The organism is Prodigiosinella aquatilis, from assembly GCA_030388725.1.
GTDB lineage: Bacteria > Pseudomonadota > Gammaproteobacteria > Enterobacterales > Enterobacteriaceae > Prodigiosinella > Prodigiosinella aquatilis.
The window spans coordinates 1,878,361-1,899,771 of the sequence record CP128857.1; the positions used below are offsets into that span (position 1 = coordinate 1,878,361).

General features: G+C 47.4%; 20 protein-coding genes. 12 read left to right on the top strand and 8 right to left on the bottom strand.

Annotated elements, in window-relative coordinates; all coding sequences use genetic code 11:
- Positions 1 to 675, top strand: a complete 675-nt coding sequence (locus PCO85_08775; protein WJV55464.1) for a DUF2807 domain-containing protein — start codon at positions 1 to 3, stop codon at positions 673 to 675.
- Positions 676 to 819: 144 nt separating this feature from the next.
- Here the strand turns inward: PCO85_08775 and PCO85_08780 are convergent, their stop codons facing one another.
- Together PCO85_08780 and yeiP are read right to left on the bottom strand one after the other, a co-directional pair.
- Positions 820 to 1,806 (bottom strand): GTP-binding protein, encoded by a 987-nt coding sequence (locus PCO85_08780; protein ID WJV55465.1) that lies wholly within the window; start codon positions 1,804 to 1,806, stop codon positions 820 to 822.
- A gap of 83 nt (positions 1,807 to 1,889) precedes the next feature.
- Positions 1,890 to 2,462, bottom strand: a complete 573-nt coding sequence (yeiP, locus tag PCO85_08785; GenBank protein ID WJV55466.1) for an elongation factor P-like protein YeiP — start codon at positions 2,460 to 2,462, stop codon at positions 1,890 to 1,892.
- A 206-nt stretch (positions 2,463 to 2,668) separates the two neighbouring features.
- Between yeiP and PCO85_08790 the strand changes: the two genes are divergently transcribed.
- Positions 2,669 to 2,956, top strand: a complete 288-nt coding sequence (locus tag PCO85_08790) for a YkgJ family cysteine cluster protein (GenBank protein ID WJV55467.1) — start codon at positions 2,669 to 2,671, stop codon at positions 2,954 to 2,956.
- Here PCO85_08790 and PCO85_08795 read toward each other — a convergent pair.
- Positions 2,926 to 4,104 carry a sugar efflux transporter gene (locus PCO85_08795; GenBank protein WJV55468.1) on the bottom strand — a complete coding sequence of 393 codons (1,179 nt, stop codon included), beginning with the start codon at positions 4,102 to 4,104 and terminating at the stop codon, positions 2,926 to 2,928. The genes PCO85_08790 and PCO85_08795 overlap by 31 nt on opposite strands.
- Before the next feature lie 339 nt (positions 4,105 to 4,443).
- Here PCO85_08795 and fruB point away from each other — a divergent pair, with 339 nt between their 5' ends.
- From fruB to fruA, 3 genes are read left to right on the top strand one after another with little or no spacing between them, the layout of a single operon-like run.
- Entirely contained in the window at positions 4,444 to 5,577 is a 1,134-nt protein-coding gene (gene fruB, locus PCO85_08800) for a fused PTS fructose transporter subunit IIA/HPr protein (protein WJV55469.1), read from the top strand.
- A complete protein-coding gene (gene fruK, locus PCO85_08805) occupies positions 5,574 to 6,512 on the top strand; it encodes a 1-phosphofructokinase (protein ID WJV55470.1) in 939 nt (312 codons plus the stop codon). The genes fruB and fruK overlap by 4 nt, the downstream gene beginning before the upstream one ends.
- 16 nt (positions 6,513 to 6,528) lie before the next feature.
- Positions 6,529 to 8,214, top strand: a complete 1,686-nt coding sequence (gene fruA / locus PCO85_08810) for a PTS fructose transporter subunit IIBC (GenBank protein WJV55471.1) — start codon at positions 6,529 to 6,531, stop codon at positions 8,212 to 8,214.
- 243 nt (positions 8,215 to 8,457) lie between these two features.
- Here the strand turns inward: fruA and nfo are convergent, their stop codons facing one another.
- Positions 8,458 to 9,306, bottom strand: a complete 849-nt coding sequence (nfo, locus tag PCO85_08815) for a deoxyribonuclease IV (GenBank protein WJV55472.1) — start codon at positions 9,304 to 9,306, stop codon at positions 8,458 to 8,460.
- A gap of 69 nt (positions 9,307 to 9,375) precedes the next feature.
- On the bottom strand, positions 9,376 to 10,458 hold the full coding sequence (locus PCO85_08820) for a YeiH family protein (protein WJV55473.1): 1,083 nt from the start codon (positions 10,456 to 10,458) through the stop codon (positions 9,376 to 9,378).
- Between the two features lie 114 nt (positions 10,459 to 10,572).
- Here PCO85_08820 and yieE point away from each other — a divergent pair, with 114 nt between their 5' ends.
- Both yieE and PCO85_08830 read left to right on the top strand, forming a co-directional pair.
- Complete coding sequence (gene yieE / locus PCO85_08825) at positions 10,573 to 11,442, top strand: DNA-binding transcriptional regulator YeiE (GenBank protein ID WJV55474.1); 870 nt, start codon at positions 10,573 to 10,575, stop codon at positions 11,440 to 11,442.
- Between the two features lie 153 nt (positions 11,443 to 11,595).
- Positions 11,596 to 13,086, top strand: a complete 1,491-nt coding sequence (locus tag PCO85_08830) for an amino acid permease (protein ID WJV55475.1) — start codon at positions 11,596 to 11,598, stop codon at positions 13,084 to 13,086.
- 137 nt (positions 13,087 to 13,223) lie between these two features.
- On the opposite strand, the gene PCO85_08835 is transcribed toward PCO85_08830, so the two are convergent.
- Complete coding sequence (locus PCO85_08835) at positions 13,224 to 14,447, bottom strand: sugar transporter (GenBank protein WJV55476.1); 1,224 nt, start codon at positions 14,445 to 14,447, stop codon at positions 13,224 to 13,226.
- 579 nt (positions 14,448 to 15,026) lie between these two features.
- Here PCO85_08835 and PCO85_08840 point away from each other — a divergent pair.
- From PCO85_08840 to PCO85_08860, 5 genes are read left to right on the top strand one after another with little or no spacing between them, the layout of a single operon-like run.
- Positions 15,027 to 16,052, top strand: coding sequence for a 3-oxoacyl-ACP synthase (locus PCO85_08840; protein WJV55477.1), 1,026 nt, complete (start codon positions 15,027 to 15,029; stop codon positions 16,050 to 16,052).
- 30 nt (positions 16,053 to 16,082) lie between these two features.
- On the top strand, positions 16,083 to 17,837 hold the full coding sequence (locus PCO85_08845) for an HAD-IIIC family phosphatase (GenBank protein WJV55478.1): 1,755 nt from the start codon (positions 16,083 to 16,085) through the stop codon (positions 17,835 to 17,837).
- Entirely contained in the window at positions 17,834 to 18,073 is a 240-nt protein-coding gene (locus PCO85_08850) for a phosphopantetheine-binding protein (protein WJV55479.1), read from the top strand. Before PCO85_08845 ends, PCO85_08850 begins: the two co-directional genes overlap by 4 nt.
- Positions 18,051 to 18,788, top strand: coding sequence for a 2-oxo acid dehydrogenase subunit E2 (locus PCO85_08855; protein WJV55480.1), 738 nt, complete (start codon positions 18,051 to 18,053; stop codon positions 18,786 to 18,788). The genes PCO85_08850 and PCO85_08855 overlap by 23 nt, the downstream gene beginning before the upstream one ends.
- A 5-nt stretch (positions 18,789 to 18,793) precedes the next feature.
- The gene (locus PCO85_08860; GenBank protein ID WJV55481.1) at positions 18,794 to 19,867 is read left to right on the top strand and encodes a hypothetical protein; all 1,074 of its coding nucleotides are present in this window, start codon (positions 18,794 to 18,796) and stop codon (positions 19,865 to 19,867) included.
- 210 nt (positions 19,868 to 20,077) lie between these two features.
- On the opposite strand, the gene PCO85_08865 is transcribed toward PCO85_08860, so the two are convergent.
- Positions 20,078 to 20,290 carry a KTSC domain-containing protein gene (locus PCO85_08865; protein WJV55482.1) on the bottom strand — a complete coding sequence of 71 codons (213 nt, stop codon included), beginning with the start codon at positions 20,288 to 20,290 and terminating at the stop codon, positions 20,078 to 20,080.
- Between the two features lie 263 nt (positions 20,291 to 20,553).
- Positions 20,554 to 21,393 carry an S-formylglutathione hydrolase gene (gene fghA / locus PCO85_08870; GenBank protein ID WJV55483.1) on the bottom strand — a complete coding sequence of 280 codons (840 nt, stop codon included), beginning with the start codon at positions 21,391 to 21,393 and terminating at the stop codon, positions 20,554 to 20,556.
- Positions 21,394 to 21,411 lie beyond the last annotated feature (18 nt).

Here is a 21,411-nt window from a genome sequence, read left to right on the forward strand (position 1 = left end):
ATGAATACGCTGAAAAAAATGTTGTCTGTCCTTCCCTCTATTTTGACACTGCTAATTCTGCCTGCCGCGGCCGCGCATGCCAGTCAGGTTGAAAAGCAGTTTGATGTCAGCGACTTTAATACCATCACGCTGGCGAAAGGATTGGAGGTTCATGTCATGTGCGCCGCACATCCACAGATTGTCGCCAGTGCTTCACCGGAAACCATGAATAAGCTGGAAGTAAAGGTCAGTAACCACCATCTGGCTGTCACCGGGACAACACAAGATTATGATGCCTGGGACTTTTCCGATCATAAGGCTACGTTGAAAATTTATACCAACAAGCCGATTGATAACATGAAAATCATGTTTGGCGTGAAGCTGACAGTGGATGCCTGCGCCGTACCCAAGGATCAATTAAACGTCAATGGCAGCATGGGTTCCAGCTTTGCGATTTCCGGCGAAACCAACAAACTGAATGCCGATCTGGCCATGGGGGCGAAATTTAATGATGGTGTGAATGATTTCAAAGCCCAAAGCGCCAATGTCAGTGTAGCGATGGGAGCGGAAGCGTATTTATGTCAGGTGGCGCAAGTCAGTGGCAGTGCGGCTATGGGGGCGATTGTTTATCTGGGGCAGCACACCACCAACAATCTCGACACCGCCATGGGCGCTATGAGCAAACGCTGTCAGTAAGTTTGTCGCGTTCTCTCGACCACACGAGCGATTAACCGGCTCGTAGATCGCAAAAGACAGTGTCTTATGTCCGCCGGACGTTGTCTTTGATCTTCATATAGCGGTAATAATGGTAGCTGGTATGAAGCGGTTTTTGTCGCTATTTCAGCTCGATTGCGTTAAACGCGCCATTAATAAACCGGCTTGCAGGTGATTCCATGGCGCCTCGGCTTCATGAATGAGTTCAATGCGGCTATCCATCGGCGGGACGGGTTTGGTTTCGATATGCAGATCGGTACCCTGTCGGTTAACAATCAGCGTACCTTCAGCGATACGCATCACGCCTTTAACCCGATCGACCGGTGACAGCCGTATCCAATCGAGCAGTCTGGCGGTATCAAACACCGTATCCTGCACAAAAATCCAGCTACAGGCGTAATAGCCCTGACCCTGATTCAGTGCCCGACGCCAGGCTTCATTCCCTGTCAGTCGTAATGCGGCCAGCCCTTGTTTTTGGGGGGCAGCATGATGATGCGCCGCATCCGGCAGCGCGCGCAGATTTTCGCGTGGCAGATCCAGGTACTGCATATCGATCTGGCCTTGGCTCACTGTGACAAGCTGTCTGCCGTCGCCAGACGCTTGATACCATTGGGTCAGTGCGCGTCGATCGTCGTCTTGCCAGGTATCCTGTTTGTTGGCTACGATAATATCGGCTGCGGCCAGTTGGTCGCGGAAGTTTTCGTTATCGGTATAGCGGCTATTGCTGAGCTGGCGAGCATCGAGGAGGCACAGCGTGGCCTGGAGTTCCAACCAGGGCTGATAGGTCTCTGCCATTAACAGCGACAAAATCTGTTTAGGATGGCCGAGACCGGTCGGTTCGATCAGCAGACGGTGTGGTTTCTTCTGTTGCAACAACATATTCAGGCCGATCTGCATTGGCAGACCATTCACGCAGCACATGCAGCCGCCTGGAATCTCTTTCAATACGGCACCGTGGTCTGCCAGTAGCGCGCCATCAATGCCGATTTCTCCAAATTCGTTCACCAAAACGGCCCAGACTTCGTTTTCCGGTTTTTGTGACAGCAGATGGAGGAGGGTGGTGGTTTTGCCGCTACCTAGAAAACCGGTAATCAAATTCACTTTCGTCAACAAAAGAACCCCCCAGAGGTACAGGCTAAAAGATCAGGGTGAGGTGATGTCTGACGCATTGCGCCAGACATCAGGTCGAATAACACTTACTCGGCACGCCCCATATAACGGCGTTCTGGAATATGAATGCGGATTTTCTCGCCAGCGCTCAGATATTCCGGCACCTGAATTGTCAGGCCGGTGCTCATGGTGGCGGGTTTGTTACGGGAACTGGCAGAGGCACCCTTGATACCTGGCGCTGTATCCACAATTTCCAGATCAACGGTTTGTGGCAGTTCCAGTGCCAGAATCTGTCCATCCATCGTCAGGACCTGAATACCTGGCATGCCGCTTTCTGGAATAAACAGCAGCTCGTCTTCGATCTGCTCTTTTTTAAAGTTATAGGGCGTGTAATCTTCGTTATCCATAAACACATACTCGTCACCATCAATATAGGAAAAGGTGACGGAACGGCGGGTGAGGGTGATGGTGTCAAGAATATCATCCCCTTTGAAGCGTTCTTCAACTTTCAAACCAGTGCGGACATCGGAGAAACGCATTTTATATAGCGTACTGGCACCACGAGCACTGGGACTTTGAATATCAATATCTTTTACCAACAGCAGCTTGCCATTGTAGTTAACGGCCATGCCGCGCTTAATTTCGTTCGCTCTTGCCATGAAGTAATACCTGTGTAAGGAGTTGAATTTTTGTGGCGTCACGTTACTCGTGCCGCCGGATTCAGGCAAGCAGGATTTGATGCGCCAGTGACTTTAAAAATGCCGTTGTCGGGAGATGACGGGAGAAGCATTCGCCTTGTCGGCATAAGCCTGCTAAGGTGCGGAATGGGAAACCCCGTTAGGACCAGACCACTGGAGCATCACTGATGAACTGCCGTCCTGATTGCGGAGCCTGCTGTATCGCCCCTTCTATATCCAGCCCGATACCGGGTATGCCGCAGGGGAAACCTGCTAATACCCGCTGCATCCATCTGGATGAACAGATGCGTTGTGCCTTGTTCCATTCTCCATTGCGTCCAGCCGTCTGTGGCAGCTTGCAGGCCAACCTGGAGATGTGTCACAGCCATCGTGACGATGCGCTGATCTATTTGATTCAGCTTGAAGTGGATACCTCGCCGGACGATCAGACGTCCTTAATCCGCCACAAACAATAACCTGAGCCGACGATCATTCCCATCGCGATGATAAAACCGGCATGGTAACTCCAGATTTCAGCCACTATGCCTGCCAGCGAGCCGGAAATAATCCAGCCAACACGGGATGTGTTGGAAAACAAAGTGGTGGCTGCACCGGCCTGCCCAGGCATAAGATCCTGAAAATACAGCATGCCGATGCCAGCAAGGATACCAATAAAGATAGCGTTCAGCAGTTGTAAAGCCAGCAATATCCACTCAGCATGCAATACGCTCAGTCCTATATAGAACAATAAACCGGCGGTGATGGCCAGACGCATCAGAAAACGTTTACCAAACCGTTCAGCTACATAACCAGCGATGAGCATGGCGGGAATCTCCAGCCCGGCGGCTGTCCCCATCATTACGCCAGCCAGTTTTTCCGGCAATTGCAATTCATGAATCAGATACAGCGGCATATTAATCAGGTAGATACCGTTGCAGCTCCACATCAGCGTACACGCGATAAACAACAGCAGCGTATCGCGGCGGTTACGACGTGGGGATTCCAACGTATCGCGGGTTTTTGTCTGAACCTTCGGCATTGAGGGCAGGAGCATCCATACCAGCAGGCCACACAGGATAAACACGCCAGCGGCGGCCAGATACATGAACGGAAAGCCAAAACCCAGTGCCAGCATAAAGGCGATGGGCGGTCCGACGACCCAGGAGAGGGAGATCTGGGCGCGTAACATCGAACTGAACATGGTGGCTTCGCGTCCGGTATGGTCAGCATATTCCCGCGCCAGCGCGAAAAGTTGTGGATTCGCGGTGGAGCCAAAACTGGAAAGTAACACGCCAATAAACAGCAGAATGAAGTAATTGCGGTTCCAGGCAAACAATGCACAGGCGAGCGCACCCAATATACAGCATTGAAAAATAAGCGTTTTTCTGTCGCCTTGTCGATCCGAACGACCGGCCAGCAGTTGACTGACAATAATTCCGATGATCGCGCTGCCGGTGTAAAACAGGCCTACCAAAAAAGGGCGGGCATGAACTTCCGTTGACAAAAACAGACTGAGCGTCGGCAATTGCAACGCACCGGCGGTGCCGGTCAGAAAAGCAACCACTAAAAATGCCGACGACGTAATATCGGGTAATCGTCGGGTAATATTGGCAGACGTGTGCATGGTGGTTCTTTGGCTAAAAAGTGAACGAGAGATAAAACAGGACGCGTTATATTACGCCTGCCAATAAAAAACAAAAAACAGTTTCAGAATTTTTTCTTCAGCACAGCTTCAGCAAATGTTACAAAATAATTAAGAACTATCCCATAAAATGATGAAAGTGTGCGTGACCTCTAAGATCCGTAACATAGTTCATGGAGAATGCTTGCATCGATATGATGAATACCTCAGAATTTTTGAAACGTTTCAGCGGTTTTTTTTTCGAAACGCTTCCGAAAATTGATACTTTTTTTTTTTCTCACAAATGCTGAAACGATTCAATTTTAGCGGAGGAGGAGAGCCATGTTCCAGTTGTCACAGCACGATATTCATATAGGTGCTACCGCCAGCAGCAAGCAAGAGGCCATCAATTTGGTGGCTGCCGCATTGACTGAAGCCGGTTGCGTCAGCGCTGGTTACGTTGAAGGTATGTTTCAGCGTGAAAAGCAAACATCCACTTATCTGGGCAATGGCATTGCCATTCCTCATGGTACTACTGACACGCGTGATCTGGTGCTGAACACAGGTGTTCAGGTCTATCAGTTCCCGCAGGGGATTCCCTGGGGAGATGACCAGACGGCTTATGTCGTGCTGGGAATTGCCGCCCGTTCTGATGAGCATCTGGAATTGCTGCGTCAGCTTACTCATGTGCTGAGTGACGATCGTGTTGCCGAGCGCCTGGCCAGCACCACGTCTGCTGAAGAGTTACACCATTTGCTGATGGGCGAAAAACTGGCCGGAGAATTCCGCTTTGATACTTCGCTAATCAACCTGAATGTCGCTACTGACAACCTGATGACGTTGCAGGCACTGAATGCTGGCCGTCTGCAACAGATTGGTGCGGTGGATGCCAGCTTCGTCAGCAATGTCGTGGCAGGCAAACCCCTGAATCTGGGGCAGGGTATCTGGTTAAATGACAGCCTGAACGGCAACTTGATCAGCGCGTTGGCGGTGAGCCGTCCGGCAGAGCCTTTCCTCGTCGATGGTGAAAATGTCGCCATGTTGCTAACCGTTGCGGCAGCAGATGAACAGATTTTCGCCCCGCTGGATTACTTCAGTAACCTGATGATTGCTGGTAAGGCTAGCCAATTACTGGCTGCGGATGACGCTACACTATTGGCACTGCTGACCAGTGATGTGGTGGAAGAGAGCAATGCGCTGGTAGCGGAATTCACTGTTCGTAATGAACACGGGCTGCATGCGCGTCCGGGAGCGATGCTGGTGAATGTCATTAAACAATTCTCCAGCGAAATTACCGTGACCAATCTTGATGGCAGCGGTAAACCGGCGAATGGGCGCAGTTTGATGAAAGTGGTAGCGCTAGGGGTTAAGAGTGGCCACCATCTGCGTTTTACGGCTAGCGGCAGTGATGCTGAAGCTGCGCTGAAAGCCATTGGCGAGGCAATTACCTCTGGTTTGGGTGAGGGGGCTGCATGAGTAGGCGAGTCGCCACCATTACCTTGAATCCCGCTTATGATCTGGTTGGCTATTGCCCGGAAATTGAACGTGGCGAAGTGAATCTGGTTCAGACTGCAGGTCTGCATGCGGCTGGCAAAGGTATCAATGTTGCCAAAGTGCTGAAAGATCTTGGGATTGACGTCACGGTGGGTGGATTTCTGGGTAAAGACAACCAGGACGGATTTCAGCAATTGTTCAGCGAGTTGGGCATTGCCAACCGTTTCCAGGTCGTTCCAGGACGCACACGCATTAACGTTAAGTTGACCGAAAAAAACGGTGATGTTACCGATCTGAATTTCTCTGGTTTTGAAGTTACGCCTCAGGACTGGCAGCGGTTTGTCAATGATTCGCTGAGCTGGTTGGGGCAATTCGATATGGTTGCTGTCAGCGGCAGTCTGCCCAGTGGCGTTGATCCTGATGCCTTTACTGACTGGATGACACGGCTGCGTAGCCAATGTCCGTGCATTATTTTTGACAGTAGTCGTGAAGCACTGGTGGCGGGGTTGAAAGCATCGCCTTGGCTAGTGAAACCTAACCGTCGTGAGTTGGAAATCTGGGCGGGACGTAAATTACCAACGTTATCCGATGTGGTTGACGCTGCTCATGCACTGCGTGAACAAGGCATTGCCCATGTCGTTATTTCGCTGGGAGCGGAAGGCGCACTGTGGGTGAATGCGTCAGGTGCATGGTTGGCTAAACCGCCGGCCTGTGAGGTGATCAGTACTGTAGGTGCGGGTGACTCCATGGTGGGGGGATTGATTTATGGCTTATTGATGCGGGAGTCCAGTGAACATACGTTACGTTTGGCAACGGCAGTCGCTGCGTTAGCTGTCAGTCAAAGTAACGTCGGCATTACCGATCGTCCACAATTGGCCGCAATGATGGCGCGTGTCGATTTAAAACCTTTTAACTGACAGCAGGAGATGAACGATGAAAACGCTGCTGATAATAGATAAATCACTGGGACTGGCGAAAAGCCGTCTGGTGAAGAACCTACTCGGCTCTGCCGCTGTGAAAGCAGGTCTTACTCTTACCGAACAACTTTCAGATGCTGAACTGGCTATTGTGTTGGGTGCTACGGCACAGACAGACAGTGGTCTGAATGGCAAAAATGTGTATGTCGGTGATGTAGAGCTGGCACTTAGCCAGCCAGATGCGTTCCTGGAAAAAGCCAAAGCTGAATCCAAACCGTATCAGGCATCACCTATCGCGGCGGCTACGCCTTCAGCGGCGAAGCGCATCGTGGCGATCACCGCCTGTCCAACCGGTGTCGCTCATACATTTATGGCGGCGGAAGCCATTGAAACCGAAGCTAAAAAACGTGGCTGGTGGGTTAAAGTAGAAACTCGCGGATCCGTAGGTGCCGGTAACCCCATTACACCAGAAGAGGTCGAACAGGCTGATTTGGTGATTGTGGCGGCCGATATCGAAGTTGACTTGAGTAAGTTCGCCGGTAAAAAAATGTACCGTACCTCAACCGGACTGGCGCTGAAGAAAACGGCGCAAGAGCTGGACAAGGCAGCGGTAGAAGCCGTGGTGTATCAGCCTTCCGGTCAAAGCAATAGTGCCTCTACCGGCGGATCTCAGAAAGGTGGTACCGGTCCTTATCGTCACCTGTTGACCGGTGTGTCCTACATGCTGCCGGTCGTGGTAGCCGGTGGTTTGTGTATCGCACTGTCGTTCGTGTTCGGTATTACTGCCTTTAAAGAACCCGGGACGTTGGCTGCGGCACTGATGAAGATCGGTGGTGGTTCGGCCTTTGCACTGATGGTTCCGGTACTGGCAGGTTACATCGCCTTCTCGATTGCTGACCGTCCTGGTCTGGCACCTGGTATGGTCGGCGGCATGCTGGCGGTCAGCACGGGTGCAGGTTTCCTCGGTGGTATTATTGCTGGTTTCCTGGCTGGTTATCTGGCCCGTGCAATCAATAATCATGTGAAGCTGCCACAAAGTATGGATGCGTTGAAACCTATCCTGATTATTCCGCTGATCGCTACGCTGATTACCGGTCTGATCATGATTTATGTGGTAGGGACACCGGTTGCGAAGATTTTGACCGGGCTGACGAACTGGCTGCAAACCATGGGAACCGCGAACGCCATCATTTTGGGTGCGATCCTTGGTGGCATGATGTGTACCGATATGGGTGGTCCGGTGAACAAGGTTGCCTATGTGTTCGGCACCACGCTGCTCAGTAGTCAGATTTATGCACCAATGGCGGCGGTCATGGCGGCTGGTATGGTGCCACCGCTGGCAATGGGTCTGGCGACCATTGTCGCCGGGAAGAAATTTACGGATACCGAGCGTGAAGGGGGTAAAGCCGCGCTGATTCTGGGCTTGTGCTTCATCTCTGAAGGGGCGATTCCGTATGCTGCCCGTGACCCGATGCGTGTAATACCGAGTTGTATTCTGGGTGGCGCACTGACCGGTGCGTTGTCGATGGCTATCGGTGCTAAACTGATGGCGCCACACGGTGGTCTGTTCGTGCTGCTGATTCCGGGTGCAATTACACCGGTGTTCGGTTACCTGTTTTCGATCCTGGCAGGTACAGTGGTTACCGGTCTGCTGTACGCGGCGCTGAAACGCACTGACGAGCAGTTGATGAAAGCTGCTTGATATTGATTTGTCATAAGTATTAGCCATACACAGGGATGTTGTTGCAAACACGCCAGTCTATTTAGACTGGCGTGTTTGCGTTTGATGGCAAGGACACGATGTTTGCCATCTCCGTGTAGAGGGGAATCCATTCTGATAATAACGAATTGATTAACAGATAGATTCCCGTTTTCACGGGAATGACATTGGTGTTTACGTAATGAAATAGTAGAACATCGGCAGTGATAACATTTTCTCAGGGGGTCAGTTGCCGGACTGCTGAGATTTCAGCCAGGCGATCTCTTCTGCCCAGATAGCGGAATTGATAGTTTCAAGAATGAGTGGAATGCCATCAAAACGAGGATCACGCATGATATAGCTGAACACCGTTTTGCCAATGTTGCCCTCTCCCAGACTATGATGGCGGTCAACCCGACTACCGAACTCGCTTTTGGCATCATTGAGATGCATCCCTTTCAAGTATGTGAAGCCCACTACGTTTTCCAGTTCGGCAAACGTATGGTCACAATCGGCCTCGGTGCGCAGATCATAACCACCCGCAAATGCGTGGCAGGTATCAATACAGACACCTACCCGGCTTTTGTCTTCAACCTGGTGGATAATTTCCGCCAGCTGTTCAAAACGAAATCCCAGGTTACTGCCCTGACCGGCGGTATTTTCGATCACGGCGGTGACACCCTGGATTGCTTCGAGGGCAATGTTGATGGATTCCGCAATCCGCGCCAGACACTGACGCTCCGTTATCTGGCGTAAATGGCTACCGGGATGAAAATTGAGCATCGTCAGTCCCAGTTGCTGGCAACGGTGCATTTCATCAATAAATGCGATACGGGATTTTTGCAGTGCTTCATCATCCGGATGACCTAGGTTAATCAAATAACTGTCGTGAGGAAGTATTTGCGCGGATGTATAGCCATACTGGACACAGGCGGCCTTGAACTGCCCGATAATCTCCGGTGTAAGCGGTGCCGCCTGCCATTGGCGCTGATTTTTTGTAAACAGCGCAAACGCCGTGGCATTAAGTTCATGGGCGCGGATTACCGCCTGGTCGACACCACCGGATGCACTGACATGAGCACCGACATATTTCATGGTTTTCTCCTTTGCTGGTGCGTGCATTATGGCATTGTCTGATGGTCAGGCGGTAAATCCCTGTGACATTCATGCTGCAAACAGATGTTCTATTCCCAGATTGATAGCGGCCCCGCCGAAAATCAGCCAGATAAACAGCAACAGTGCTAACAGAATGGGTTTGAGACCGGCCTGTTTTATCGCGCTGAAACGGGTAGCAATACCCAATGCGACCATAGCCATGGTCAATAGTATGTTATCCAGGTGAACGATGCCCTTCACCCATGATGTGGGCAATAATGCAAAGGAATTAAAGGCTGCCATCAAAATAAAGCCCAGGGCGAACCAAGGGAAAATCAACGGTGCGGCCTTTTCGGTGGATTCCGTCACCGGCTGTTTCTGTTTCAGCCAAAAGCTGAGGATCAGTAGAAAGGGGGCCAACATCATGACGCGCAACATTTTGCCAATTACCGCGACATTCTCTGTTTCCGGGCTAATGGCATGACCGGCGGCAACCACCTGGGCGACTTCGTGAACGGTCGAGCCAAGATATATGCCGAAAGTCTGCGGGGTAAATAAGCTGCCGCTATAATGAAGAATGAAATGATAAATCCAGGGATAAAGAAACATGGCCGTAGTACCAAAAATAACGACGGTAGAAACGGCAACGGCTATTTTATCCGCCGGGCCTTTTAATACCGGTGCAGTGGCGAGAACTGCCGCAGCACCGCAGATGCTGCTGCCGGCACCGATCAAGAATACCGTTTGCTGATCAAGCTTGAACCACCGTTGTCCAATCCAGCAGGCGAGCAGAAAAGTGGATGTTAACGTCAGGATATCGATGGTGATACCGGTTGCGCCAATTGAAGTAATTTGCTGAAAACTGAGTTTAAAGCCATACAGAATGATACCCCATCGTAACAAGTGGTGTTTTGCCCATTGTACTCCAGCATCACAGCGGGGATGTAACCGGGGATAAACTGTATTTCCCAGTACCATGCCCCCCAAAATAGCCAGCGTCAGGGAGCCAAGGCCCCAGGTGGCGATAGTCGGTTGGTTGGCCAGACAGAGCATCAGTACGGTCATCAAACTGATCAGTATCATACCGGTAGCGATGTGTTTGACGGCAAATCGTGGTTTTTGAAGCAATACCCTGGAAGCAAGAGAAAGCATGGCAGTTCCTATTATGAATATATCGAGCTGAGTGCACAGCCTATAATCAGAGTGCTTAAAAGAGAAATCGATTATATATTTATAACCTATAGATATTTACGATAAGAGCCCACTATGCATATAACATTACGTCAGTTGGAAGTTTTTACTGAAGTGTTGAAAAGCGGTTCGACGACTCAGGCATCCGTCGTGTTATCGCTTTCTCAATCGGCCGTCAGTGCCGCGTTGGCTGATTTGGAAAGTCAACTTGGGGTGCAGTTGTTTGATCGTGTAGGAAAGCGACTGGTGGTGAATGAACATGGTCGTCTGCTCTATCCCAAAGCACTGTCATTGTTGGAGCAATCCTCTGAGATTGAGTTGTTATTTCGTAAAGGCAATGGTGCGTTGCGCATTTATGCCAGTAGCACCATTGGTAATTACTTAATGCCCGAAATGATCGCCCGCTATCGCCAGGATTACCCGCATATCCCCCTGGAGTTACATGTGGGTAATACCCAGGATGTGGTCACGGCGGTGGCGACGTTGAGTGTAGACCTGGGGTTGATCGAAGGGCCGTGCCATCACCCGGATCTGATTACCACACCCTGGATGGAAGATGAACTGGTGGTGTTCTGTGCTCCCGGAAATCCGCTGATTAATGAGACATTTACACTTCAACACCTGGCTGATGCACCGTGGATCCTGCGAGAGCGAGGTTCGGGTACGCGTGAAGTTCTGGACCACCTATTGCTAACGCGCCTGCCTCATTTCCGTCTGGTGATGGAGTTGGGGAACTCTGAGGCGATCAAACATGCGGTGCGGCATGGTATTGGCATCAGCTGCTTATCCCGGCATGTTATCGCCGAGCAACTCGCGGCGGGGACGTTGGTTGAGCTGCCAATACCGTTGCCTCGGCTGGTCCGAACCCTGTACCTGGTACATCACCGGCAGAAACATCTTTCCAGTGTGCTGCAATGTTTTCTGGGATATTGTCAGGCGGCGTAGTCCTTTTTCCTTCAAGAATATTGTGACCAAATGAATTTCTTATGATAGCCATGGAGTTATTAAGCTCTCTTATAATTGGTGTTCGCCGCTATTAAGCTCAGGCATATTTGTTACAATCCGGCCTCAATTTTTGTAAGAGCACGCAGGATTCTAATGGCTCAGTATGATATTCAAGCCCCGGGACAGGGGGGCACCATGCTCCGCCGTGAGCTAAAAGCACGGCATCTCACCATGATCGCGATCGGTGGTTCGATTGGTACCGGTTTATTTGTGGCTTCCGGTGCTACGGTTTCTCAGGCCGGGCCTGGCGGCGCGTTATTATCTTATGCGCTGATTGGCTTGATGGTTTATTTTTTAATGACCAGCCTCGGCGAGCTTGCCGCTTTTATGCCGGTTGCCGGCTCTTTTTCCACCTACGGCGCACAATATGTAGAAGAAGGCTTCGGTTTCGCGCTGGGCTGGAACTATTGGTATAACTGGGCGGTCACCATCGCAGTGGAACTGGTGGCGGCACAATTGGTGATGGGCTATTGGTTTCCAGATTTCCCTGGCTGGGTGTGGAGCGCACTATTTTTGTCGGTGATGTTTTTGTTGAATGCCATTTCGGTAAAAGGTTTTGGCGAGGCGGAATACTGGTTCTCTTTAATTAAGGTCGTCACCGTTGTGGTCTTCATCGGCGTGGGTATCCTGATGATCGTCGGTATTTTACGGGGTGGCGAGCATGCGGGTTGGCATAACTGGCAGATTGGCGATGCGCCGTTTGTCGGTGGATTTTCTGCCATGATTGGCGTGGCGATGATCGCCGGTTTTTCCTTCCAGGGAACCGAGTTGATCGGGGTTGCTGCCGGTGAATCTAAAGATCCACACATCAACATTCCGCGTGCTATCCGACAGGTGTTCTGGCGTATCCTGCTGTTCTATGTTCTCGCTATTCTGATTATCAGTTTGATCATTCCTTATACTGATCCTAATCTGCTGCGTAACGACGTGAAAGACATCAGCGTCAGCCCGTTTACGTTGGTGTTTGAGAACGCTGGTTTGTTATCCGCAGCGGCGATGATGAACACGGTTATCCTGACTGCCGTGCTGTCAGCCGGGAACTCGGGGATGTATGCTTCTACCCGGATGCTGTATAACCTGGCGACGGAAGGTAAAGCGCCGGCATTGTTCGCCAAATTGTCCACAGGTGGCGTGCCGCGTAATGCACTGTATGCGACCACCGCAGTAGCCGCGCTCTGCTTTTTGAGTTCGATGTATGGTAATCAGACGGTCTACCTATGGTTGCTCAATACGTCGGGTATGACAGGTTTTATTGCCTGGCTTGGGATCGCCGTCAGCCATTACCGTTTTCGGCGTGGTTATGTTAAGCAAGGGCGTGATCTGGGCGAACTGCCATACCGTTCCGGTTTATTCCCGTTGGGACCGGTTTTCGCGTTTGTGCTGTGCCTGATTATCACCCTTGGCCAGAATTATCAGGCATTTCTGTCAGATAAGATCGACTGGTATTCCGTCACCGCGACTTACATCGGTATCCCGCTGTTTCTGGTTATCTGGTTTGGGTATAAGCTGCTGAAAGGCACGCGAGTCGTGAAATACGAAGAAATGACATTCCCTGAAACATCGGTCAATCACGCATCGGATTGAGACTGGTGGTAATGCATTGACTATCAAGGGATGGCTGATTTAATAGGCGTGATATCCCGAATTCAAATGCCAGTCACATTAGCTGACTGGCATTTTTTTGGGGTGCGATATGGGTCGTACAACCCTAAATATGGCGCTTAACGGATTGAATGTACATCCGGATTGTGTGCTTTCTTCATCCGAAAATTAACCAGTCTTGTGTTGTGGTAGAAGCTGAACAGGCACCAGCCAAGCGCTATCAATGCCAGTGGCGCTCCTATATAACCGATTTTATCCATGCCGATATGTAAACTGACCTGATTGCCTAGCAAGGCACCGCTACCGATACCAAAGTTATAGAGACCTGAGAAGATAGACATGGCGATATCACTGGCATCCGGCGCCAGATTTAATACTTTGGATTGCATGGATAGACCGATAGCCATAATCGATACTCCCCATATCACACAGAGCAACGTCAGGCTAAGTCGATGACCAGCTGCCGGCAACAATAGCAGCAGGCTGGCGAGTAGCATCACCATGGCACCAATGATAAAGCCGGATGGAAAACGCTCGCTGTAACGGCTGTACAGCACGCTGCCCAGAATACCTGCTGCGCCAAATAACAGGAGTATCAACGTCGTGAAGCTTCCCGGCAGTCCAGCCACGTTTTGTATGAAGGGTTCGATATAGCTGTAAGCCGTAAAGTTTGCTGTTACGACCATGATGGTCAACATATATACGGTGACCAGTTCTGGACGCTTGAACAATATTGGCACGCTGGCCAGTGAGCCGGAATGTTCACTTGGCAGTACCGGTAGCAGGCGGGCCAATAGAATCAGGGCAATGGTGGCACCAACCGCAATGGCGATAAAGGTGACGCGCCAGCCCAGATACTGGCCAACTATACGGCCCAGTGGTAGACCGAACACCATGGCCAATGCTGAACCGGTCGCCAGCAAGCTTAGCGCTTGAGCACGTTTCCCCGGTGGCGCCATACGAATGGCCAGTGATGCGGTGATTGACCAAAAAACCGAGTGGGCCAGTGCTACTCCGGCACGTGAAATGATCAGAACCGTGAAGTTCCAGGCCACGGCGGAGAGAATATGACTGACGATAAACAGGCTAAACAAGGCAATCAGTAATTTACGACGTTCTATCTTGCTGGTCAGCAACATACAGATAAGTGACATCCCTGCCACTATCCAGGCATAGATAGTGATCATCAGTCCAACATCCTCGCTTCTCATGGAAAAGCTTTGTGCGATGTCACTCAGTAGCCCGACAGGGATAAATTCAGTGGTATTAAAAATAAAGGCAGCGATAGCCAGGGTGACAACGCGCATCCAGGCTGTGGAGCGTGATGGAATGGCGGATTCCATAGATATTTCCTGAACAGGTATAGGTATAACGGACAGCGCATTCTAGTCAATTCAACTTAGAAATGCGACATGTGTCACGTTTTTTCGTTTTTTTTACAATGGGCTTAGTGCATGTCGCTTATGGATGGAAAACATCTTATCTGTAGTATCCCGGAAATGTCTATATTCTAGGTGTACATTATTATTATATAATAATACTATTTCATGACTATATTTTTGTGGAATAATGATGCGGATATTAATGTGTGGATTATAAATATAATATTTTGTTTCTTTTCTGTTTCAATAATGAAACAAATATATTTTCTTTCATTATTTTTACTTTTATCGATTTTTCTATCCATAAATAATTCAATATAACTTTATATAATTCAGTGTTATTGATATTTTTTTTGGCTATAATTTTTATCTGTATAACGTGTATAATATGAAACTATTATCTTGATAATAGTTTAAAAAACAAATGCACATTTATATCCGTTTTTAGAAATAGGATTTTCAGATGGCTATTGAAATACAGTTGCAAAAGCACATAATGTGTGCGAGTTTTATTTCATGCTTAAAAATGAGGGATCACAAATGAGCGTTTATATTAATGCGGTGGAGACGTATTTGCCAGGACCTAATGTTACTAATAATGAGCTTGGTGAGAAAATTGGTTTCAAACCAGAATTGATAAAGAAACTATTTGGTAACATTGGTCGACATTTTACTACAAATATAAATACAGGAAAACCAACTTCAACATCGGCTGATTTGGTATCGATAGTAATTAAAAAATTATTATCAAATCATCATATTTCAAAAGATGAGATAGATTTCGTTATTGTTTCATCCGCCACGCCTGATTGCCTTCTTCCTACCAGTGTCAATCAAGCCTGTTTCTTGGTGGGAATGAAAAATATAGAAACCTATCAGATTCTTTCGGGCTGTTCCGGCGCAATACAGGCGCTTAAGCTCGCTCGTGAATTGGTTTCTGCACCGGACAACTCATTGCACCGCGGGATTGTTATCGGTGTAGAGTGTGCTTTTAAGTTTCTTGATTTCTTCAGTGACGATACAAGAAAGAAAGAAATGAAAGAAATAGTAAATTATACCTTGTTTGGTGATGGTGTCGGAGGGTGTATTATCTCTGATACGGCTGATGGTGCCGGTATTGAATTAGTTGATATTTGTTTTAAGTATCTCGGCCTGGATGAGAATGTGGGACAACTTGCGAACTGGCGGGGAATAAGAAATGATATCGACTATGGGCCTATGCTGATGGAAGAGTATAAACTTATAGAAAGTCTTGTTCCTAAAATAACAAAGGAAATGATCGAGGGCTTGACCAGTTCATTAAACAAAAAAGCAGATTGGCTCATGCCACCACAATTATCGGGGAGCATGGTTAAGAAAATATTGTCTGATACTGATTATGAAGCAGATGAAATATTCAGTATGGTTGATGAGATAGGTAATACAGCGAATGCCGCATTATTTTTCCAGTTAAAAGAGTTTAGTGACGTTTCCTCTCCAAATGAAACGGCTATCGGTGTATCTGTCGAGTCATCACGATGGTTGTCGGGTGGTTTTATTCTGGAAAACAAAAAGGGAATTTTATAGGGAAGTGTATTAATAATAGAGGGAGTTTTTATGGAAAAGGATACAGCATTAGATAAAATAGCGTTTTCTAAAAGAATTGATTCTACTGATAAACGTATTGTTAGGGGAGTAATATTCAGTGATTTCAACCATAAAGCATTGAATAATCTTATTACTTATAATATCGGTAAAATGGGATATTTCCCTGAGTTTTATGACGAGGTATACAGCAACTATTTCCCCCATATATTGGGTAATATGGATGCGATCAGTGATTTTAATGCACATTTTCATGTCTATATTATAGATGGTAGATTTGTTGAAGATGGGATTGGTTGCGCACGGTCAGCCGATGTTATCAGAGAAAAAATCACAGAATATAAGGACAGACTGGAGCATGTGTTGAACTTTTCAACCCAGATCTGTAAAGCACATACATTTATAAATACGATTCATATCAGTGAAGTTATTTTAAAGCAGTGTACCGCATTGAATAAAAGGGCCGAGATAAAGTCGCTGCTCGATGATTTCAACGCCTTTATCCAGTCAAAATCTCATATCGGCAGTCATGTCACGGTGATTGATATCCAAGAATTCAACACGGCGGGTGGCAGTGCTGAAGATGGCAAGCTGGCGCAATTGCTGGGGCTGTCCGTCGGCCTTGGCACACTGGATGACATGGCCAGATCGATTTCCTCTACATTACGAATGATCATGGGGAAAACCATTAAATGTGTGGTTACCGATCTGGATAATACGCTGTGGAAAGGCACGCTGGCTGATGATGGTATCGATAACATCATTATCAGCGATAAACAGGTCGGTACTGGATTTTTACGCTACCAACGTTTTTTGAGTAACTTGTACGATCAGGGGATTATTCTGGCGATATGCAGTAAAAATAACCTGGAAAATGTCGAGGCGATGTTTCAGCGCAGAAGCAACGAATTACAGATCTCACTAGATAAATTTTCGGTCATCAGTGCTAACTGGGATGAGAAAAGCACCAATATCGTCAAGATAGCCAAAGAGTTGAATATATCAATAGAACACATGATGTTCATTGATGATTCTGGTTATGAATGCGCAGAGGTCAAAACGCGATGCCCGGAAATTACGGTGGTCGATTTTTCTGGTGACGTTGCTGAAAATGTATCGTGGATTATTACCCAAGATTATTTTCAACGTGAAACTCTCAGTAATGATGACCGGTTACGGAATCTGACGTATTCGCAGAACAAAATCCGCACAGAAATGAGAAAGAATTACGCGGATAACAACGATTTTCTTGCCAGTCTGAATATGACGCTTAGCATCCGAAGGATTGATGATGCTACGCTTGATCGAATATCACAGCTCACGCTGAGAACCAATCAGTTTAATATGACGACCAGGCGAATGAGCGTGAATGATGTGGCTGAATTCAACCGTAACAGTGACAACCTGATTGTTGCATTGAATTGTCATGATAACATTGGGGATTATGGCACGATAGGTGCTATGTTTCTCAGATTCTCGAATGAACGTTGTTATATTGATAACTTTATCATGAGTTGCCGGATATTTGGTCGGCAAGTAGAGTTCGCTGCAATACAATGGTTATTTGATCTGTGTAAACAAAAAAGTATCGATATTATAGAAGCTGCATTTATTCCGACTGAAAAAAATAAAAAGTTTCGGTCTTTTTATCATGACTGCGGTTTTGATAATACAAAGGACACAATCTTCAATATCGTTGGTCAGGATAATCATCACTTGGCAGGAAAGAGCCATTCCGTTGCTATTCAAGAGGAGATATTAATATGAATCTGGACGAGTTTATCAGCTTTATTAATGTTAAAACCGGGATGTCCTTACTCAAGGAACATGTGGATATTGATTTGACCAATTTATCAGAGTGGGACTCTTTGACCTTTGTTTATATGTTAATGGAAATTGAAAAGAAAAATAAGCTCACACTTAATGTTGAGCGAGTTTTACAGTGCACAACACTTCATGATATTTACCAGGCGGTCAGCGATGAAGTTGCAGAAGGTCTCTAAGGAAAGGAATCAGACACTTTCTTTTTTATCGATTTCCAAAAACATACCGGCCATCACGTTAATACGGGAAGTGAATGTCTCACACATTGTAAAAAGTGCCAAGCTTGGCAGTATGACCGCTATTACTATCAAGGCAATCAGTGATGCTCTGGCTAAATTTCCTGATCTGAATGTAATGGTGAAATTTGGTAGCAGCAATACTCTGATTTGTTTGAATGATATCAGCGCCAGATTGACGCTCGAGAAAACGTTGAATGGAGTATCGGGGGTCTACTCGCGGGTTATAAAAAATACCGATATAAAAACAGTTATGGATATAGAAAAAGCGTTAAAAGAGATTAAGCATGAGAACGTTAAGGAAAGTGAACACTACCGTAAAATCAGGTTGATTCAGCAACTACCCGGTTTTTTAGCCGCTATTTTGATGAAGCTGGCGTTACGTTCATCAAAAACACAGGCAGAAACATGGGGAAGCTTTACGGTAACATCGCTAGGGAAAAACGGCCCTGATATGTGTATTCCCATATCCGGTTCGACATTTACTTTTACGCTGGGTGCAGTTAACGAAAAACCGATCGTGGCTGGAGAGGAAATAGTGGCCGCATGGGTAGCGAATCTCGTCATGGTATTTGATCATCGGGTTCTTGATGGGAAGCTGGCATCGCAACTGCTGGGACAGGTAAAACAGAATATAGAACATTTCCCAATGGACTAATTATTATGGTATTGGATGAGTTAAAGAATTTTGTTTTATTACACAGTAAGGTACTTGGTGTTTATGATGAAACCCGACATCTTTTAAGCCGGATTGATCATTTGGGTGATGATCTCCACAGCAGCTGGAGTCGGACGTTTTTTGAAGCGGCGCAGGCATGTGAAAAAAAAGGGGAATATGTCAAGGCCTGTGCACTTTATAATCTTAGTCGATTTCCCTATGCGGAAACAGAATTGCAACAAGCATGCTATGAACATTGTTTGCGCTTATTCAAGCATCTTTATATCGATAAGGGGATAGTGACGCGTGTTAGCCTTTCTGATGATAAACAGATTTGTTATATAAGGAAGAAAAAGTCTAATAATGTGATTATTATCAGTGGTGGAATCATTTCTTTAAAAGAACAATGGGTCAATATTATTAACTTGTTTGACAAGTTTGATTTCACCATTGTCTTGGCAGAAATGCCTGGTGTTGGAGAAAATAAATTACCGTATGGTGATAAATCATTCAGTATGTACAGTGATATATTGGATTATCTCGGCAGCGAGCAGGGAACATACCATTGCCATATCATCGGGTTAAGTTTTAGCGGTTTTATTGCGTATAAGAACAGTATTATCGACAGCCGAATTAGCGGGTTGACCATGGTGGGAACACCTTTCGACACGCTGTACCATGATGCAGATGTCTATAACAAATTACCGTATGTTACACGGCTGGTTATTGAGCATAATATTATCAATACAATACCTAAAGTGATTGATGCGGCGCAGGTGTTTAGTTATCTGGATTCCACTTTTACCATTGATGCATCAGAAGTTAACAATAACGTTAAATTGTACTATGTGCAGAGTCTGATGGATGAAGTTATCCCGAATGTTGAAGCCGGGTTCATCAAAAAAATATCCCGACACCATAATATTCTTTCACTAAGAGATGTTCATGGATCGCCTCATTATAACAAGACGGTCAAGGTGTATATTTTGTGGTCAATACTGGATTCGTTCAGAATATCGACTTTATTCAGGCTGGTGACGAAATGTAGAATCCGTATTCTGCGTTTTTTGAAAAAATAATCTGATCTCGCGTTATCTGCATGCCAGTACCGTGCAGTTACGCTGTCCTCTCCGGTGGCGGGGCAGGTAAAACCACATTACGTATTTTCTGCACCGGGGCTATGGGTGAAACTACATCACTGACGGCGTTCCACCAGGTGGTGTCAGCGGTAAATACACAATGATAAAGCCAGAAACAAACCGAGCGGAGCAGGTGTCCGCTCTGTTACGTTATTGGATTTTTTCATAAGGAAATGAATTTTTCACATACCGGGTATAGTAGCGATTTTTGGCACTTGTCGACATGAGTTCTTCATAAATCATGCGCGCCACGCCTTTATACTGATACAAGCTTCCGTTGAGAAACTCTATCTCCAGTGTGCTGGTTTCCGGATCATATCCCACGGAGAACAGTTCTGTTGATGAAACACGTTTGCGTTGCAAAGCCGATAACTCCCTGTTGTTATTAAGCAGCCAATAAACAGACTATATAGCGAGCATGTTACTGGTTGTCTTTTTTTTGGTCAATCTATGGGCATCAGCCACCATTTACCCTGGTTAAAGGGTTAACGTAATACGTTTCCCCCTGATATCCCGCACTATAAATAAACATGGGAAACCAGCAAACTTGAAAGCTCAAGCCCGCTGAACATTCCATGATGCTATTCTGTTACTAATATCAGGGGTAAACAACACCTCACGACTATTTATTGCAAGTATTTAGCGTGAAATCGCAGATGATCTTCAATAAAACTGGCAATGAAATAATAGCTATGATCATAACCGGATTGTGTCCGCAACGTCAGTGGATACCCCTGCTGGCGGGCTACATCATCCAGCCGGGCAGGTTGGAGTTGATCAGCCAGGAACTGGTCGCAATCACCTTGATCCACCAGTATTGGCAAGGTCTCAGTGCTGTTTGCCAACAGGGCACAACTGTCATACTGTTGCCACAACTGTTCATCACTGCCCAGATATGCCGTAAACGCTTTTCTACCCCATGGCGTCCGACAGGGATTGACAATGGGGGCAAAGGCCGACGCCGAGCGATAGCGGCCAGGGTTGCGCAATGCCAACATCAGGGCACCGTGTCCCCCCATAGAATGTCCGCTGATTGACTGATGATCACTGACGTTAAAGTGTTGTTGAATCAGCGCTGGCAGTTCCTGACAGATATAATCATACATCCGGTAATGCGTGTTCCAAGGGGGCTGAATAGCATTGACATAGAAGCTCGCACCTTGTCCAAGATCGTAGCTGTCATCATCTGTTACGTTCTCACCACGCGGGCTGCTATCCGGTACCACCAACACCAGACCCAGTTCCGAGGCAACCCGTTGGGCTCCGGCCTTGATAGTAAAGTTTTCATCCGTACAGGTCAGCCCGGACAGCCAATACAGCACCGGAGGTGGTATATCATCGGACGTCGGCGGTAAGTAGATGCTGAACGTCATGTCGCAATTCAGTGCGGATGAAGCATGACGGTAACGCTGTTGCCAGCCGCCAAAAATACGATGTTCTTCCAGAAGTTCCAGTGACACATTCATTGTTGCGGTGTTCCTCCG

Bases quoted from the DNA above. Each gene is read 5' to 3' on its own strand.
- PCO85_08775 (WJV55464.1), top strand. From the start codon at position 1: ATGAATACGCTGAAAAAAATGTTGTCTGTCCTTCCCTCTATTTTGACA.
- yeiP (WJV55466.1), bottom strand. From the start codon at position 2,462: ATGGCAAGAGCGAACGAAATTAAGCGCGGCATGGCCGTTAACTACAAT.
- PCO85_08790 (WJV55467.1), top strand. From the start codon at position 2,669: ATGAACTGCCGTCCTGATTGCGGAGCCTGCTGTATCGCCCCTTCTATA.
- PCO85_08795 (WJV55468.1), bottom strand. From the start codon at position 4,104: ATGCACACGTCTGCCAATATTACCCGACGATTACCCGATATTACGTCG.
- fruB (WJV55469.1), top strand. From the start codon at position 4,444: ATGTTCCAGTTGTCACAGCACGATATTCATATAGGTGCTACCGCCAGC.
- fruK (WJV55470.1), top strand. From the start codon at position 5,574: ATGAGTAGGCGAGTCGCCACCATTACCTTGAATCCCGCTTATGATCTG.
- fruA (WJV55471.1), top strand. From the start codon at position 6,529: ATGAAAACGCTGCTGATAATAGATAAATCACTGGGACTGGCGAAAAGC.
- nfo (WJV55472.1), bottom strand. From the start codon at position 9,306: ATGAAATATGTCGGTGCTCATGTCAGTGCATCCGGTGGTGTCGACCAG.
- PCO85_08820 (WJV55473.1), bottom strand. From the start codon at position 10,458: ATGCTTTCTCTTGCTTCCAGGGTATTGCTTCAAAAACCACGATTTGCC.
- yieE (WJV55474.1), top strand. From the start codon at position 10,573: ATGCATATAACATTACGTCAGTTGGAAGTTTTTACTGAAGTGTTGAAA.
- PCO85_08830 (WJV55475.1), top strand. From the start codon at position 11,596: ATGGCTCAGTATGATATTCAAGCCCCGGGACAGGGGGGCACCATGCTC.
- PCO85_08835 (WJV55476.1), bottom strand. From the start codon at position 14,447: ATGGAATCCGCCATTCCATCACGCTCCACAGCCTGGATGCGCGTTGTC.
- PCO85_08840 (WJV55477.1), top strand. From the start codon at position 15,027: ATGAGCGTTTATATTAATGCGGTGGAGACGTATTTGCCAGGACCTAAT.
- PCO85_08845 (WJV55478.1), top strand. From the start codon at position 16,083: ATGGAAAAGGATACAGCATTAGATAAAATAGCGTTTTCTAAAAGAATT.
- PCO85_08850 (WJV55479.1), top strand. From the start codon at position 17,834: ATGAATCTGGACGAGTTTATCAGCTTTATTAATGTTAAAACCGGGATG.
- PCO85_08855 (WJV55480.1), top strand. From the start codon at position 18,051: ATGAAGTTGCAGAAGGTCTCTAAGGAAAGGAATCAGACACTTTCTTTT.
- PCO85_08860 (WJV55481.1), top strand. From the start codon at position 18,794: ATGGTATTGGATGAGTTAAAGAATTTTGTTTTATTACACAGTAAGGTA.
- fghA (WJV55483.1), bottom strand. From the start codon at position 21,393: ATGAATGTGTCACTGGAACTTCTGGAAGAACATCGTATTTTTGGCGGC.